Below are 14,996 nucleotides of genomic sequence, written 5' to 3'. Positions count from 1 at the left end.
CTCCTTGTCAGCCGTAGAACTTGTTCCGCTTGATCACGGCCTTGCGGATGTTGACCGTGGCCCCGCCCTGGTGGCCGCTCGCGCTGAACACCTGCACGGCGATCCATCCGCCGAAGACGACAGCGGCCAGGGTGATGAGCTGAGTGACGAACGCGGTCAGGGCCGCGATGAACGACGTGAGCAACAGCAGGCCGCCGCACACGGCGAGGAACCCGACGCCCCCGAGGGCGACGTTCACCGCCGCGCGGGAGACGGTCGGCTTCACCGCAACCGGCTCCGGGCGGGCCGGTTCGATGGCGTAGCCGGTGACCACGCGGCCGTCGGGCAGGACCACGCTCGCCACGGCCGGAACGGTGCCGGGCTGAACGGGGACGAGCGGCGCCGGCGTCACGGCGGTGGGGGTGATGGGGGTGGGCTGGTGGACTTCCACGGCCCGCTGTACGGGCACGCCGTGCGGGTGGTCGGGGTACATGCGGAATCCCTTCCGGTGCTCGGTTGGGGAGGTGACGGCACCCCTTTCGGGGTGCTGTGTTGAAGGGTGTTTCGGGGGTCTGACCTGCGCGCCTCCCCGCCTCCCTGAAACGATGTTTGTGCTGATCAGCGCGGGGAGGCGGGCCCGGGGAGGGAGTTGGGGAGTTCTCCCCGCCTCCCCCGGCCAGACCTGCGTTCCTCCCCGCTACTCGGCGGCGGAAGCGGAACCGTCAGCGTCGCGGTTGGCGAGGGCGCGGGTCACGTCGTCGCGGCGCACGACCATGACCCCGTGGGACTTCTTCGGCTCCTCGCCGTGCTCCTCCAGCAGCCGCTTCAGGCGGCCGTTGTTCCACTCGCGGTAGACGGCCGTGTCCAGGGCGTGCAGCCGCTTGAGGACCTCGTCGGTGCGCAGCCGGGTGGCGTCGCCGATGACGGCCGCAACGTCGGCGAGGTGGTCGCGCTCCTGGTCGCGGTCGACGGCGTGCAGGGTGGCCACTCCGTCGCGCAGGGCCTTGGCCCGGGCGGCGATCTCGGCGGCGGGTTCGTCGTCGATGAAGTGGGTCCGCACGGTGATGGACGCCTGGCCGGCGGGGATGGTGATGCCGTCGGAGGCGACCACGAGGGTGCCCTTGTCCAGGCCCTGGCGCAGCAGGTGCGGGGCGGCGCCGGCGTTGACGGCCTTGGCCCCGAGGGCCATCTCAGCTTGCGATTCGGTGCCGACCACGAGGGAGGCGCGGGTGTGGGCGCCCTCGCGGACCAGCTTGGGAAGGTTCTGGTCGGTGGGGTCCTGGGTGCCCTGCCACATCAGCACGTCGACCGCGCGGCCCTGGTTGTGGATCTCTCGCACGGCCATGAAGTAGCGGGAGGTGGCCTTGGAGCCGCCGTAGGGGCGGCCGTCCTCGCCCTTGGCCGGGCACATGAACGCCTTCTGTGCCTCATCGACCAGCACGATCAGCGGCGGGAACACGAGGGACGGGTCCTTGCGAACTTCCTCGATCCGCCGGTTCATCTCCTCCACCGCGTCCTCGACCATCTCGGTCGCCTGAACGCAGTGACTGTCCGAGGGACCCTCGATCAGGACCTTGGCGATGCCGTCGAACGGGGCCCAGTCGCCGATGCCCTTCAGGTCGGCGATCCAGAACTCCACCGACCGGTCCAGCGCCAGCCACAAGGCGAGCGCCCGCAGGGCGGCGGTCTTGCCCTGGTTGGACAGACCCGTGACCAGCAGGTGGCGCTGATACACGCTCAGCTCAGCGGCATCCCCACGCAGGTCTTGGCCCCATGGGGCCCGACCGGTCTTGTAGTTCGCGGTCAGCGTCTCATCGGTGACCAGCGGGGACGGGCCGATCGGCTCGTCCAGCGCCCCGCTGTCGGCGATCCACAGCCGCACCGTGCGCGCGGCTTCCGGGATGGTGATGAACACCTCGTGCTCATGGCGGGTCAGGTTCTCGGCGAGCTTGCGGCGCTTGCCCTGCACCTCGTTCGTGGCCACCCCGGAAGGAAGGGTCACGTCGACTTCCACGCCGCATCCGGCGATCCGGATCGGTCCGAGCATGGAGGCGCCGGCGTCTCCCATCTCCTTAATGGCGCGGGCCAGGGCGGGCACGCCGAGGTCGCGCAGGGCCTTGACCACGATGGACGGGGTGATCGGCTCACCCTCGCCGTTGCGGACGTTCGCCGGGAGCGCCCAGTTCGGGGCTGCGTGCTGCTTGCGGCCGACCGACCACAGGGCGAGCAGGGCGAGGAACGGGCCGATCGTCAGCGCCGGGCCCCACACGATCTGAACGATCCGGATGAGCAGGGCGATGAAGTCGATGGTCGCCGTGAGCGGGGTGATGACGTCGCCGACGTGGCCGGTGTTGAGGGCCAGGACGACGCCGAGGGCGACCAGGACACCGATGCTCATGCCGGCGCCGACGGCCACGCCCTTGGCGGCCTCCACCGGGGAGTGCAGGAGGTCCATGCGGCGGTGGTGGCGGGCGGCGCGGAAGCGCTGCAGCCGCTCCTCCCACTCTTCGGCCGCTTCCAGGTTCCCCGCGGCTTCCGCCGCACGGATCATCCGCTCGTACCGGGAGCCGGTGCGGCCGTCCCAGGCCCGGCGGGCCACGATCCGGGAGCCGTTGAGGGTGTAGAGGCTGTGCCGGGCCACCGCCCGCATCGTCGACTTCGTGCGCTCGTGCGTGACGCCGGACTTGATGGCGCGGCCGGAGCGGACCCACAGCGGCACGGGACGCTCGGGCGGCGCATCCGGCACGACGGTCAGCACGGTGGGTGCGGTGTCGTCGGTCGGGTCGGTGGGCTTGTGGAGGTGGACGACGTTGTCAGACATGCTGGACGTGCTCCTGACTGCCCCTTTCGGGGGCGGGAGTGAGGGAGAGCCGGGGTGGCCGGGTCCGTGGAAAGAGCGGCCACCCCGGTGTGATGGCTGGTCAGAACCAGCCGGACGACTTCTTCGCGGCCTTGGCGCGGGCGGCCTCGGTGATGAGCCGCTGACGCTCGCCGTGCAGGGCGGTCAGTTCCGCGTTCAGCCGCATCTCAGCGGCGTTGCCGGTGGCGTCCATCCGCTCCTCGGCACGGCCCGCGCTACGCCCCCGTACGACCTGGTACGAGCCGCCGGCCAGGGCGCGGGCCATCGCCCGGCGCTCACTGCCGTTCAGCGGCCACCACTCACCCCGGCGGACCGCTTCCAGCTTCTTCGTCGTCGTCTGGATCTCGCGGTCCAGGCGACGGATATCGGCGTTGCGCATGGTCAGGCACTCCTCGGGGAGTCGGCGGGTTCGGGGTAGGCGCAGGGCACGCACATGCCGAGCGACGTGGGGATGACGTAGCCCGCATCGCGCCGGCAGGCAGGGCAGATGCGGCGAGCGGCGTTGGCCTTGGCCAGAGCCGCCCACCGGCCCGGGGTCATCGGCCGCACGGGCTTGGCAAGGTCGACGCGGTAGAGGTAGGCGACCAGCGGCCCTTGGCGGCGGCGCGGCCGTTCGAGCTGAGCGGCCACACACTGACCACCGGGCCGCAGGCCCTGCGCGCGGAGTTGGCGGCGGGTGGCGTAGCCGTCCGGGGCCAGGCGCCACCGGAACACCGGCAGCGTGGCCATCAGGCCACGCGCTTCCACGCGGCCCGCAGCCGGACCTCAGAGGCGGAGTGGCCGGCCGTGCGGAAGCGGGCGGCCATCTCGCGGTAGGACAGTGTGGGGACTTCGCTGTGGCGGATCTCGTCGACCAGAACGCCAAGCGCCTCGTCGGTGAGCGCGGGGCCCGACTCCAGCGCGGGAACCGGCTCAGTGGGCCCCCAGACGGGGAGTTCCCAGCGGGGTGTGACGTCGGGCGTGACGCGGTTCGTCACGCTGGTCAGCGCCCTGGACGTGTCCTCACCCTGGCGTGCCTTCTCCAGCGTCGACCACGCCTCAGCGAGGACCTCGGCGGTCTTGGCCTGGACGTGTGCGACGCGGGCTCCGGCCTGCGTCACGGCCGTCAGCCGGGTCTCCTCCGTGGCAGCGTCGGACCGCAGCCGGGCACGGGCCACGGCCGCCTCGTCGCGCGCCTCCTGCTGGATGCCCTGGATCGCGTCCAGCGCGTCCGGGGTGAGCGCGGTCCGTTCCCACAGCGCATGGACCAGCCACAGTGCCTTGGCGGCCAGGGGCAGCCAGGACACGGCGAGCCAGGCCCCGACGGAGTCCTTCTCCGCCATGAGCGCGTGCGTGACCAGGACGCCGGTCGCGGCGGCCCCGAACACCCAACCGACCACGGTCACCGGGGTGCTGTGGTCACCCTGGGCCGCCAGGCGCCGTTCGTAGGCGAGGGTGGCCAGCCACCCACCATCCAGGCCGAGACCGACGACCAGGGCGACACTCCTGGGCATGGCCTCACCGAGCCACATCACGACCACGGCGAGGGTGAGCACCATGGACACCGCCGTCATCGCCACGGCGGGCAGCACCGTCTTCGCCCGCGTGATGCGCAGCAGGTTCGCGGCCTTCACAGCGCACCCCCTGCCGTGAGCAGGGCGGCCAGGATGAGCAGCGCCCCGCCGGCACAGGTCAGGTCGACCGCGCGGCGCAGGCACGTGAACTTGGCGACCGCGAGCCGGGACAGTCCGGCGATGTCGGCGGCCAAGTCGGTCGCGACGGTGGTGGTGATCTCCTCGGCGGTGAACGTGGCCCACAGCGGGAAACCGTGCCGACCGCGCAGGTTCGGACGGGTCGAGCGCAACAACAGACCGGCCGCCGCGACCAGCAGCACCATCCCGAGACCACCCGCCACATAGGCGGGAAGCGTCAGGGGCAGGTCGCGGGCGACCGACCAGGCGCCGGCCAGGACCGCGCCGACGAACGCCAGCAGGAGACCGGTCTTGGTGTCGGTCCGCGTGATCTCGGCCTTCACCTCGGCGTGCACGTCCTTCAGGCTCCGGGCGGCGGCGCTCATGCGGCACCTCCGGGAACCGTCGCGGCGGCGGTGCGGCTGGCCAGGGCGATACGCGCGGTCAGCGCCCGCAGGCGGGCCCGGCAGATGCGCCGGTTGTCCAGCTCGGTCGGGATGCGGTCCAGCGTGATGATCTGCGCGTCGAGCAGGTCAACGTCCGCCAGGATGACGGGCATCTCCTGCTCGATCGCGTCCAGCTCCGCAGCCGTCGGCTCCATGAAGTCGCCGAACGCGGTAACAGCGTCCTGAACAGTGACGATGTGGTCCATGGGTCGTGGTCTCCCTAGCAGGTGAAACGGCCCGAACAGTGCCCCCGGTGTTCCAGCACCGGGGGCACGCGCCGTTGAAGTCGGAATGTCCGGCACCCCTCCGCTGCTCGTAGGCGACGAGCAGCGGAGGCAACCGGCCGCCGTGACCAGCACGGCGGAAGGGCTGAGGTTCGAAGCGCGGTAGGTGCCGCGGAAGGTTCTGCGGATTTCAGATCGCGCAAGGCCAGTCACCGCCCCGACGGACGGATCCGGGCGGGTCACCCGGCCCGACATGGGCGGTCGGGGTGGTGACCCGCACCCATCGACCACACGAGTTCATGCGGCTGGGTCGGCACTCTGTTGAGTTCGTGGCAGCGCTGACTCCGGGCCGTGCATCCGGGCGCTATTCGTGCAGGTCAAACAGCGCAAAGATGGCGCTTCCCCCTGCTTAGGGGGGGTTGCCGTCTCGCTTGTTAGGTACCGTAGGCAAACCCAAGGCTGCGCGCAACCCCCTCTCGCGATACAGTTCGTTAGCCCCCCTAGGCGACGAAGGAGAGCTGTGCACGACGACATGAAGCGGGTCGCTGACATACCGGTCCCGGTCGAGCGAGCCAAAGCCGCAATCGACCTGATGGCGACCTACCAGGGGTGGGTGCTGGAGCTGTCCCGCATTCGCCGCGAGGCCATTGAAGAGGCGCAGTCGGCCGGCATGACGCAGTCCGAGATCGCCTCGCATCTGGGGGTGAGCCGAGGGAGAGTCGGGCAACTGGCGTCCTCCGGGCCGCCCCCGGAGCGGGTGTTCTTCGGCACGGACCTGGTCACGGTTTCGCTGGGCGGCAAGCCCGAAGCCGGCAAGGGGCCCGACCAAAACCCGAGTGCGGTCGTGGTCCGCGAAGACCTCGACAACTTCGAGCATCTGCGCAAGCTTCTCGGTGGCATGAAGCTTGAGTCTCAGTACGAGGTGATCCCGCCCACCGGCATCGTCAACCTCAACCGTGAAAACCACGTAGTCATCTGCGGTCCGCGGTTGTCGCCCATCGTCGCCCAGGTGTTGGAGGGGGACCACAACCTGCGGTTTGAGAAGGACCATGCCTGGCACCTGGTGGACCAGAAGACGGGCGAGACGTACAGGTCCCCGATGGATGAGGACGGCTCACCAGGCGACTTCGGCTACCTCGGGCGGCTCCCGCGTCTGGACGGCCGTGGAACGTTTCTGTACATCGCAGGTATCCACGCCATAGGGGCGAACGGAGTCGTGCACTACTTGGAGCACCACTTGGCAGACCTGTACCGAGAGGTTCGTACGCGGCGCTTCTCGACGCTGATCTCGTGTCGCTTCGACCCCGAGACGCGGGAAGTGCTGGAGAGCCGCCGCGTCACTCCGCTGTACCGACATGAGAGCTGATCATGCGCGTCTGCTTCGAAACACAAGGTGGGGGAGCCAACCCCAACGAAGACTGGGTGGCCGGCAGCCCCACGCTCGCCGTGGTGCTGGATGGGCTCAGTACAGCTGGACTGTCCACGGGATGCCGCCATGGCGTCCCGTGGTACGTCGCCCACCTCGGGGGGCATCTCCTAGCCGCTCTGGCAGATCTCGACCGGCCCCTGTCGAGCGGCTTCGCCGATGCGCTCGAACGTGTAGCGGCGATGCATCCCGGCTGTGATCTAAGTGACCCCGGGACGCCCTCGGCCACGGTTGCGATCCTGCGGCATAAGTACGGGGTGCTTGAGCACCTGGTGCTTGCCGACTCGCCCATCGTCCTCAATGGCCCCGAGGACTACACCGTGATCAGTGATCTTCGGGTGGACGACGTGTTGCCCGAGCTGCGGGCGGAAGTTGAGAGCCACCAGACTCACACCCCAGGGCACAGGGAGGCACTGCAGCGCCTCGTACTGGCTCAGCGGCAGGTACGCAACACGCCAGAGGGTTACTGGGTAGCCGGATCCCGTCCGGAAGCAGCACAGCACGCGCTGGCCGGCACCACACCGTTGAGGGGCATCCGCTCGGCCGCCGTCATGTCGGATGGTGTGTCGAGGCTGGTTACGGAATACGGGATGGCGACCTGGTCTGATGTCTTCACCACGCTTCAGGCCGGCGGGCCGCGCGAGCTGATTGAGGCTGTGCGGAAGGTTGAAGCCACGGATCCCACGGGAGTCCGGTGGCCGCGCTACAAGTCCGGGGATGATGCGACTGTGGCGTACTGCCAGTGGTGATCGCGAGGCGCACGGGGACCCGGACGCAATGTCCGGGTTCCTGGCTAACGGCGCGCGTGTCAATGCGACCTAGGGGATTGCACCCATCCTCCAAGCATCCGGGAAATTCGCGGCTATGACCGTTTGATTCTCCCTCTGATGGCCAATGCTGCGAATCCAAGCAGGATCGGCTCAGTGAAGCGGGATATCATCTCGATCCAAGTTCCCACAGTCGTTAGGTCTTGGCCGCTAGATCGGAAAACCACAGAATTAAGCACCACCTGTCCCGCCTTTTCTAGTCGCTTTCCGGAGTACCGCTCCTTAAAGGGGAGTGTGAGGGCAGGGTCAGCCTTGTCTACGACGAGCGTGGTCTTTTCGCCCGGGGGGCGGATAATTCCTGACGCTTCTTGCTTGGGTGAGGCTCCGGGGAGTCCCCAGCCCATCATGAGTAGGACAGTCAGCGCCATTGCTGAGAGGAGCCATCCAATCGAACGTGAAGCACGCAGGCCGTAACCAGAAAGTGCCCAGTAGACATGCAGCAGTCCGCGTTCGCTGCGAGATATCTCGCGATCGCGTCTCCGCATTTCCATCTCGCCGTAATAGAAGTCTGCCGCTCCAGGTTCGTTTAGGCTGTCCTCTAGCGCCTTTCGCAACTGTCTATAGGTTGCGGATATGTCTTGCGAGTCGGCAATCCCGTTTGGCGTGATGGAGTCCCCCCAGCCGCTTCTATCCAGTGCAGAGTCGGGGGCTGTAGCTCTCCATGCGCGCTCGTCTTCCAGCACCTTTCTTAGGGTCCATATGCGCACGGGCATCCATGCTTTCCCCCATTTTATCTCTTGCGGGGGAAAGGAGAATCTGCACCTACCTTCCAGGCTGATTTGGTCAAGGTGATAGGTGCCTTCGAAAGTACATTGGCGTAGGTCAATGTCTTTAAGAACTATCAATGCGGCATCCAGGCCCCTTACGCTCTTGACCTTTCCGAGTGCGCTCTCCCCTTGGCTGAAGTCCTCCCGAAGCTGTGTCGTGCCTGAGGTGAAGCACTCGTTATGGGAGGCGATTGTGATGGGAAAGCTAGGATGCGCGTCTGCTACTTCGACGACGGCGTGCCGTACGTGAAAGGCTGCGGGAGCTTCGAATCGTGCTCTATGGAGATCTAGATACTCGGTTGCCGCTTCGATGCGCACAGTTTTTTGGAAGACCACGTTCGCCATGAAGATGGTTTGAGCACGTACTGGACCTACGAAGTGTCCCATGAAAGTGCATGAACCGAAGCTTAGTGCTTCTGTAGCGTAGGCCAGATTGCATACTAGCGAATGAGTGAACGTCACTCTTGCGAAGTTGCCGGATTTGAACGTGGTTTCGACGAACATGGCCACGCCTGTGAAAGTAGCATCTTCAAAGGTGACCTCTGCGAATCTGGCCTTGGAGAAGTCTGCGCCATCGCGGAAGTGCGCCCCTTCGAAGCTTGCATGGTTCAGAAAATTAGCCTCGGAGAAGCGTGGTGAAGTCGTGAAGTCGGCGCGCCAAAATCTCCCCTGTCCGAATTCGGCCTTATGGAACGTGGCTGCCTTAATCTGTGACCCCTCGAAGGTTACAAAGTCGTTGAATGTGACTTCGCTAAAGTTCAAGGAACCCGTTTGTGCGATTCCGGAGAAGTTAGCCGATTCGAAGTATGCTCCCGAAAAGTCGATGTCTCCTAAGTGGGCTCCGGTGAAGCTTGCCGTGCCTTCAACCCGGCTTCTCAGGAAGCATGCTGATGATTGAAAGGATGCGCCCTGGAAATTTACAGAAGCGTGGAATACGGCATTGTCGAACCAGCAAGCCCCTTGGAAAACCATTCCGGAAAAGTCGACTGTCGAGAGGAACTCGGCACTACTGAGATGTATTTCCTGGGGGCGGTGGCGCAGCGCGGACAACAGATCAGTGAGCAACTCCTGCGTGAACGTTGTACCTCGGAAATCGATGTTGCTTCCTTCGTCGAGCTCCAAGAAGAAGGAAGATCGCTGGTCGGGGGAGAGGTGAGCAAAGCATCGGTCATACGGGGCGACCGAAACTCCTCGGCAGTCAGCGGTGTTCAGAGCGCAGGTGGGCCAAGTCGGTGCAGTCACCCTTACGTTGTACACGCCACCCCTACGTGTAGTGCAGCGTGCAGACAGGCTTCTTACAGCACACCTGCTGTGCAGCTAGGAAGCCGATGCAGACCGCTTGGAGTCGTAAGCCTGGGCCGTCTGTGGGCCGTCCGAGGGTGGCCCACAGCAACCAACGATGACCAATGACGACCGGCCGACCGCAGGTCAGCGCCGCGCCCATGTCAATCGCGCGAGGTAGGTCCGGGCAGCCGTCACTTCCTGCGCAACAAGCGGCAGGAGTGGGAGGAGTACCGCAGCGAGGTCACGGCCTTCGAGCTGCGGAAGAACCTGCCGGCGCTGTAGGACAGGTCAGCGCGGGGTTGCCCCCGGACACGGCGGATGGGGCCGATGGTCACGGACCGTCGGCCCCTCGTCCGTTCCTGCGGCGCCCGGTGGGGTCACGCCCCCTGTCGCTTGAGGTCTGCCAGCAGCTGGTGCAGCGGCTCCGTCGCCCGGCGGCGGTACTCCTGGACCGCCCAGCCGTTCCCGTCCGGGTCGGTGAAGTGCATGAACGTGGCGCCGTCGTCCGGGGCGTACTGGACCGGCTCCGAGACGTCGAGGCCGCGTTCGACGAGCTCCGCGTGGGCCGCCTTGATGTCGGCGACGCACAGCTGCAGGCCCTGGTACGAGCCGGGGGCCGGGGTGGGGCCCGGTGTCATCTGCCAGATCGACTCGCCGAGGGCGATCGAGCAGCCGGAACCCGGAGGGGTCAGCTGGACGATCCGCATCCCGGGCATGACCTCCTGGTCGATGTCGACGTGGAAGCCGACCTTGTCCCGGTAGAAGTCCCGGGCACGGTCGATGTCGGTGACCGGCAGCGGGATCACTTCGAGAGTGAAGTCCATGGCGTGACTCCTTCGTCAAGCATCCGTCTTCGTCAGGCATCCGTCGGGCTGTGGACCACGGCTCAGGCGAACCGCCACCGCGTCTGGCTGAACGGCTCCCCCTTACCGAAGCCGAAAACCGTGCGCGGCGCCACCGCGTAGACGGCCGCGTGTCCCGCGCCGTGGTGGAAATAGCCCTCCCGTACCTCGAAGTGCCAGAAACTGCCGTACTTCGTCTCCCACGCGGTGGCCAGTTCGTGTAGCCGGGCGTCGTCGGTCACGCGCCTCGCCTCGCCCTCCACCACCAGGTCGTAGCCCTGGTCCCACATGGGCGTGCCGGTGGTGAGCACGACGTGCGGGTTCTCCGCCAGGTTCCTCGCCTTGCGCTCCTCCGGGCCCGTGCAGAAGTGCAGGGCGCCGTCCGACCAGATCGCGGGCAGTGGGGTGACATGGGGGCGCCCGTCCGGTCGTACCGTCGTGATCCAGAACAGCTCCGCCGCCGTGAGCCGTGCTTCGGCCTCCTGCCAGTCGGTCGCGGTGGCCGTCGCGTCGCTGTAGCGCGGATCCAGCGTGGTCTGGGGTCGTGTGGTGGTCATGAGCGTCCTCCTGGCGTCTCGCCGTCACAGGGCAGACCGCGTCCGCCTGCCGAACTCATCGGAGCCTGACCGAGGGTCTGCGACTAGGCTCGAGCCCGTACGACCTTGATCCGAAGAAGACCGAAGAAGCACGAGGCGAGTCCGAGGGAGGCCCGGGATGACGGCGGCGCCGGGGCGCAGAAGCAGTACCTTCACACGGCTGCTGCGGCACGGCTTCACCGACGCCTCCGCCGCCGAACGGCTCCTGGACAGTGCCGAGCTCGTGCCCCTGCGCGACGACCCGGTGCTGCTGGAAGCGCTGGGCGGGACCGCCGACCCCGATCTCGCGCTGCTCGGCCTCGTCCGGCTGCTGGAGGCCCAGCCGAACCCCGGCGCCCGCCGCGAACTCCTCGACACGCTGATCGCGGCCAAGCCGCTGCGCGACCGGCTGCTCGGTGTGCTCGGCGCCTCCACCGCCCTCGCCGACCACCTCGCCCGGCACCCAGGCGACTGGCAGGCGCTCGTCATGTACGAGGCGTACGACCTCCACCCCGGGGTGGAGGAGTTCGAGGCCGGCCTCGCGGAGGCCACCGACCCGGTCTCCCTGCGCGTCGCCTACCGGCGCTGTCTGCTGTCCATCGCCGCTCGGGACGTGTGCGGCACGACCGGTGTCGCCGAGTCCGCGGCCGAGCTCGCCGACCTCGCCACCGCCACCCTGCGCGCCGCCCTCGGTCTCGCCGAGGCGGCCGCGCCCGAGGACGCCGCCCTGTGCCGGCTCGCGGTCATCGCGATGGGAAAGTGCGGCGGTCACGAACTCAACTACGTCTCCGACGTGGACGTCATCTTCGTGGGGGAGGCCACCGAGGGGGCCGACGAGACCAAGGCCGTGCGGGCCGCGACCCGGCTCGCCTCGCACATGATGCGGATCTGCTCGGAGACCACGGTCGAGGGCTCCATCTGGCCCGTGGACGCCAACCTCCGGCCCGAGGGCAGAAACGGTCCGCTCGTACGGACCCTCTCCAGCCACCTCGCCTACTACCAGCGCTGGGCCAAGACCTGGGAGTTCCAGGCGCTCCTCAAGGCCCGCCCGGTGGCCGGCGACCTCGACCTCGGCGAGGAGTACGTCGCCGCCGTCCAGCCCCTGGTGTGGAAGGTCGCCGAGCGCGAGAACTTCGTCCCCGACGTGCAGAAGATGCGCCGCCGGGTCGTGGAGAACATCCCCCTCGCCGAGGTCGACCGCCAGCTCAAGCTCGGCCCGGGCGGCCTCAGGGACGTCGAGTTCGCCGTGCAGCTGCTCCAGCTGGTGCACGGCCGGACCGACACCTCGCTGCGCAGCGGCACCACCCTCGACGCGCTCAAGGCCCTCGCCGCCGGTGGCTACGTCGGCCGGGCCGACGCCGCCCAGCTCGACGAGGCCTACCGCTTCCTGCGCTCCATGGAGCACCGGATCCAGCTGTTCCGGCTGCGGCGGACCCATCTCGTACCCGAGGACGAGGCCGAGCTGCGCCGCATCGGCCGCTCCCTCGGCCTGCGCGCAGACCCGGTCGCCGACCTGCACCGCGAGTGGCGGCGGCACGCCACCGTCGTACGCCGGCTGCACGAGAAGCTGTTCTACCGGCCGCTGCTCGACGCGGTCGCCCAACTCGCCTCCGGAGAGGCCCGGCTCCGGCCCGAGGCGGCCCGGGAGCGCATGGTCGCCCTCGGCTACGCCGACCCGGCCTCCGCCCTCCGTCACCTGGAGGCGCTGGCCTCCGGCGTCACCCGCAAGGCCGCCATCCAGCGCACCCTGCTGCCCGTCCTGCTGGGCTGGTTCGCCGACTCCGCCGACCCGGACGCGGGCCTGCTCAACTTCCGCAAGGTGTCGGACGCCCTCGGCAAGACGCCCTGGTACCTGCGGCTGCTGCGGGACGAGGGCGCCGCCGCGCAGAACCTCGCCCGTGTGCTGTCCGCCGGGCGGCTCGCGCCCGACCTGCTGATGCGGGCCCCGGAGGCGGTGGCGCTGCTCGGCGACGGGGACGGCGGCGGTCTGGAACCGCGCTCCCGCACCCATCTGGAGCAGGAGATACTCGCCGCCGTGAAACGGGCCGACGGGGCCGCTCAGGCGGTCACCGCCGCACGTGGGGTGCGCCGCCGCGAGCTGTTCCGTACGGCCGCCGTCGACATCGTCGGCTCCTACGGCACCGAGGAGCAGCCCGCCGAGGCCGACCAGGGCGCGCTGGTGGACCAGGTCGGCGGCGCGGTGTCGGACCTGACGGCGGCGACGCTCGCCGGCACGCTGCGGGCCGTGGTGCGGGAGGGCTGGGGCGACAGCCTGCCCACCCGGTTCGCGATCATCGGCATGGGCCGTTTCGGCGGGCACGAGCTGGGCTACGGCTCCGACGCGGACGTGCTGTTCGTGCACGAGCCGCGGGACGGCGTCGACGAGCAGGAGGCCGGGCAGGCCGCCAACCGGGTCGTCTCCGAGATGCGCCGCCTGCTCCAGATCCCCAGCGCCGACCCGCCCCTGCTCATCGACGCCGACCTGCGCCCCGAGGGCAAGTCCGGGCCGCTCGTACGGACCCTCAAATCGTACGAGGCGTACTACCGCCGGTGGTCCCTGACGTGGGAGTCGCACGCGCTGCTGCGGGCCGAGCCCGTCGCCGGGGACGAGGACCTGGGCCGCCGGTTCATCGAACTGATCGACCCGCTGCGCTACCGGGCGGACGGGCTCGACGACGAGGCCGTCCGCGAGATCCGGCGGCTCAAGGCCCGTATGGAGTCCGAGCGGCTGCCGCGCGGCGCCGACCCCAAACTGCACGCCAAGCTGGGCCCGGGCGGTCTGTCCGACGTGGAGTGGACCGTACAGCTGCTGCAACTGCGGCACGGCTCGGCGGAGCCGGGCCTGCGCACCACCCGCACCCGGGAGGCCCTGGCCGCCGCCCGCACGGCCGGGCTGATCACGGAGGAGGACGCCGCGACCCTGGACGAGGCCTGGGTCCTCGCGACCCGCGTCCGCAACGCGGTGATGCTGGTCCGAGGCCGGGCCGGCGACACGTTCCCCACCGAGCCCCGAGAACTGGCCGCCGTCGGCCGCTACCTGGGCTACGGCCCCGGCCACGCGGGCGACATGCTCGACGCGTACCGCCGCACGGCACGCAGAGCACGGGGCGTGGTGGAGGAACTGTTCTACGGGGCGGCGGAGCGCTAGTCCGACGGCCCCCGGCCGGCCCTCACCCGCGCCCGGTGCCGGGGCGAGGTGGGTTTCGCTGGTACCAGGCGTGGCAGCGCGTACGGCAGGGTGCCGTACCAGAGCCTCGCCACCGTGAATCCGAAGGCCAGGCAGAGCAGGCCGCCCACCGCGTCCAGCCAGAAGTGGTTCGCGGTGGCGACGATGACCACCAGGGTCAGCGTCGGGTACAGCAGGCCCAGCACCCGCACCCAGGGGACCGTCGCCAGCGCGAAGATCGTCAGGCCGCACCACAGGGACCAGCCGATGTGCATCGACGGCATCGCGGCGTACTGGTTGGACATGTGCTTCAGATCGCCGGAGGCCATCGATCCCCAGGTCTGGTGGACCATGACGGTGTCGATGAAGTCGCTGCCGTTCATCAGGCGCGGGGGCGCCAGGGGATACAGGTAGTAGCCGACCAGGGCGACGGCGGTGGTCGCGAACAGCACCAGCCGGGTCGCCGCGTACCGGCCGGGATGGCGACGGAACAGCCACACGAGCACACCCAGCGTCACCACGAAGTGGAGCGTCGCGTAGTAGTAGTTCATGCCGATGATCAGCCAAGTCACCGCGTTCACGGCGTGATTGACCGACTCCTCCACGGCGATGCCCAGCTGGTGCTCGGCCTTCCAGATCCAGTCGGCGTTGCGCAGCGCCTCGCCCCTCTGCTCGGGCACGGCGTTGCGGATCAGTGAGTACGTCCAGTAACTCACCGCGATCAGCAGGATCTCGAACCAGAACCGGGGCCGGCGCGGGGTGCGCGGCCGGCGTGGCGAACCCGGGTCGCTCTCGGCCGTAACGGTCTGCGGAAGGGCCGATTCCCGGCCTTCCGGCTTCGTCACGGTCGTATCACCCATAGGCACAAAGTCTGCCAGAAAAGGACTTCCCCACCGATCATCCCCCGGCGAGGCCCGGGGCGCATGTTCT

14 protein-coding genes and 1 pseudogene are annotated in these 14,996 nt (G+C 68.5%); 4 read left to right on the top strand and 11 right to left on the bottom strand.

Annotation, left to right across the window (positions count from 1 at the left end; all coding sequences use genetic code 11):
• Positions 1–7: 7 nt before the first annotated feature.
• The 7 genes from ACIBK5_RS14260 to ACIBK5_RS14230 form a co-directional block, all read right to left on the bottom strand.
• Complete coding sequence (locus ACIBK5_RS14260) at positions 8–472, bottom strand: hypothetical protein (RefSeq protein ID WP_399019380.1); 465 nt, start codon at positions 470–472, stop codon at positions 8–10.
• 204 nt (positions 473–676) lie between these two features.
• Positions 677–2,800 carry an FtsK/SpoIIIE domain-containing protein gene (locus ACIBK5_RS14255; RefSeq protein WP_399019379.1) on the bottom strand — a complete coding sequence of 708 codons (2,124 nt, stop codon included), beginning with the start codon at positions 2,798–2,800 and terminating at the stop codon, positions 677–679.
• Positions 2,801–2,900: 100 nt separating this feature from the next.
• A complete protein-coding gene (locus tag ACIBK5_RS14250; RefSeq protein WP_399019377.1) occupies positions 2,901–3,218 on the bottom strand; it encodes a hypothetical protein in 318 nt (105 codons plus the stop codon).
• A 2-nt stretch (positions 3,219–3,220) separates the two neighbouring features.
• A complete protein-coding gene (locus ACIBK5_RS14245) occupies positions 3,221–3,568 on the bottom strand; it encodes an RRQRL motif-containing zinc-binding protein (RefSeq protein ID WP_399019375.1) in 348 nt (115 codons plus the stop codon).
• Positions 3,568–4,392: a protein spdB gene (locus tag ACIBK5_RS14240; protein WP_399019999.1), complete on the bottom strand. Its 825-nt coding sequence runs from the start codon at positions 4,390–4,392 to the stop codon at positions 3,568–3,570. Before ACIBK5_RS14240 ends, ACIBK5_RS14245 begins: the two co-directional genes overlap by 1 nt.
• A gap of 56 nt (positions 4,393–4,448) precedes the next feature.
• Positions 4,449–4,895, bottom strand: a complete 447-nt coding sequence (locus ACIBK5_RS14235) for a Pycsar system effector family protein (protein WP_399019373.1) — start codon at positions 4,893–4,895, stop codon at positions 4,449–4,451.
• A complete protein-coding gene (locus ACIBK5_RS14230) occupies positions 4,892–5,161 on the bottom strand; it encodes a DUF6284 family protein (protein ID WP_399019372.1) in 270 nt (89 codons plus the stop codon). Before ACIBK5_RS14230 ends, ACIBK5_RS14235 begins: the two co-directional genes overlap by 4 nt.
• A gap of 538 nt (positions 5,162–5,699) precedes the next feature.
• On the opposite strand from ACIBK5_RS14230, the gene ACIBK5_RS14225 reads away from it, so the two are divergent.
• Both ACIBK5_RS14225 and ACIBK5_RS14220 read left to right on the top strand, forming a co-directional pair.
• A complete protein-coding gene (locus tag ACIBK5_RS14225) occupies positions 5,700–6,545 on the top strand; it encodes a sigma factor-like helix-turn-helix DNA-binding protein (protein ID WP_399019371.1) in 846 nt (281 codons plus the stop codon).
• Between the two features lie 2 nt (positions 6,546–6,547).
• A complete protein-coding gene (locus ACIBK5_RS14220; RefSeq protein ID WP_399019369.1) occupies positions 6,548–7,354 on the top strand; it encodes a hypothetical protein in 807 nt (268 codons plus the stop codon).
• A gap of 113 nt (positions 7,355–7,467) precedes the next feature.
• Here ACIBK5_RS14220 and ACIBK5_RS14215 read toward each other — a convergent pair whose 3' ends face one another.
• On the bottom strand, positions 7,468–9,321 hold the full coding sequence (locus tag ACIBK5_RS14215; RefSeq protein ID WP_399019367.1) for a pentapeptide repeat-containing protein: 1,854 nt from the start codon (positions 9,319–9,321) through the stop codon (positions 7,468–7,470).
• Between the two features lie 357 nt (positions 9,322–9,678).
• Here ACIBK5_RS14215 and ACIBK5_RS14210 point away from each other — a divergent pair.
• A pseudogene (locus tag ACIBK5_RS14210) lies at positions 9,679–9,765 on the top strand (glutamine synthetase); the annotation flags it as partial.
• A gap of 95 nt (positions 9,766–9,860) precedes the next feature.
• On the opposite strand, the gene ACIBK5_RS14205 reads toward ACIBK5_RS14210, so the two are convergent.
• Positions 9,861–10,307 carry a VOC family protein gene (locus tag ACIBK5_RS14205; RefSeq protein WP_399019365.1) on the bottom strand — a complete coding sequence of 149 codons (447 nt, stop codon included), beginning with the start codon at positions 10,305–10,307 and terminating at the stop codon, positions 9,861–9,863.
• Positions 10,308–10,369: 62 nt separating this feature from the next.
• Positions 10,370–10,882 carry a pyridoxamine 5'-phosphate oxidase family protein gene (locus tag ACIBK5_RS14200; RefSeq protein WP_399019364.1) on the bottom strand — a complete coding sequence of 171 codons (513 nt, stop codon included), beginning with the start codon at positions 10,880–10,882 and terminating at the stop codon, positions 10,370–10,372.
• Positions 10,883–11,039: 157 nt separating this feature from the next.
• Here ACIBK5_RS14200 and ACIBK5_RS14195 point away from each other — a divergent pair, with 157 nt between their 5' ends.
• Positions 11,040–14,048, top strand: a complete 3,009-nt coding sequence (locus ACIBK5_RS14195) for a bifunctional [glutamine synthetase] adenylyltransferase/[glutamine synthetase]-adenylyl-L-tyrosine phosphorylase (protein WP_399019362.1) — start codon at positions 11,040–11,042, stop codon at positions 14,046–14,048.
• On the opposite strand, the gene ACIBK5_RS14190 is transcribed toward ACIBK5_RS14195, so the two are convergent.
• Positions 14,045–14,926, bottom strand: coding sequence for a phosphatase PAP2 family protein (locus ACIBK5_RS14190; RefSeq protein WP_399019360.1), 882 nt, complete (start codon positions 14,924–14,926; stop codon positions 14,045–14,047). The genes ACIBK5_RS14195 and ACIBK5_RS14190 overlap by 4 nt on opposite strands.
• Positions 14,927–14,996: the final 70 nt, after the last annotated feature.

Origin of the sequence: Streptomyces sp. NPDC050546 (assembly GCF_044457425.1) — a bacterium.
GTDB lineage: Bacteria > Actinomycetota > Actinomycetes > Streptomycetales > Streptomycetaceae > Streptomyces.
This window is presented reverse-complemented; position numbering and strand designations above follow the sequence as displayed.

Excerpts from the sequence above, each read along its gene's own strand:
- ACIBK5_RS14260 (WP_399019380.1), bottom strand. The coding sequence starts at position 472 with ATGTACCCCGACCACCCGCACGGCGTGCCCGTACAGCGGGCCGTGGAA.
- ACIBK5_RS14255 (WP_399019379.1), bottom strand. The coding sequence starts at position 2,800 with ATGTCTGACAACGTCGTCCACCTCCACAAGCCCACCGACCCGACCGAC.
- ACIBK5_RS14250 (WP_399019377.1), bottom strand. The coding sequence starts at position 3,218 with ATGCGCAACGCCGATATCCGTCGCCTGGACCGCGAGATCCAGACGACG.
- ACIBK5_RS14245 (WP_399019375.1), bottom strand. The coding sequence starts at position 3,568 with ATGGCCACGCTGCCGGTGTTCCGGTGGCGCCTGGCCCCGGACGGCTAC.
- ACIBK5_RS14240 (WP_399019999.1), bottom strand. The coding sequence starts at position 4,392 with ATGACGGCGGTGTCCATGGTGCTCACCCTCGCCGTGGTCGTGATGTGG.
- ACIBK5_RS14235 (WP_399019373.1), bottom strand. The coding sequence starts at position 4,895 with ATGAGCGCCGCCGCCCGGAGCCTGAAGGACGTGCACGCCGAGGTGAAG.
- ACIBK5_RS14230 (WP_399019372.1), bottom strand. The coding sequence starts at position 5,161 with ATGGACCACATCGTCACTGTTCAGGACGCTGTTACCGCGTTCGGCGAC.
- ACIBK5_RS14220 (WP_399019369.1), top strand. The coding sequence starts at position 6,548 with ATGCGCGTCTGCTTCGAAACACAAGGTGGGGGAGCCAACCCCAACGAA.
- ACIBK5_RS14205 (WP_399019365.1), bottom strand. The coding sequence starts at position 10,307 with ATGGACTTCACTCTCGAAGTGATCCCGCTGCCGGTCACCGACATCGAC.
- ACIBK5_RS14200 (WP_399019364.1), bottom strand. The coding sequence starts at position 10,882 with ATGACCACCACACGACCCCAGACCACGCTGGATCCGCGCTACAGCGAC.
- ACIBK5_RS14195 (WP_399019362.1), top strand. The coding sequence starts at position 11,040 with ATGACGGCGGCGCCGGGGCGCAGAAGCAGTACCTTCACACGGCTGCTG.
- ACIBK5_RS14190 (WP_399019360.1), bottom strand. The coding sequence starts at position 14,926 with ATGGGTGATACGACCGTGACGAAGCCGGAAGGCCGGGAATCGGCCCTT.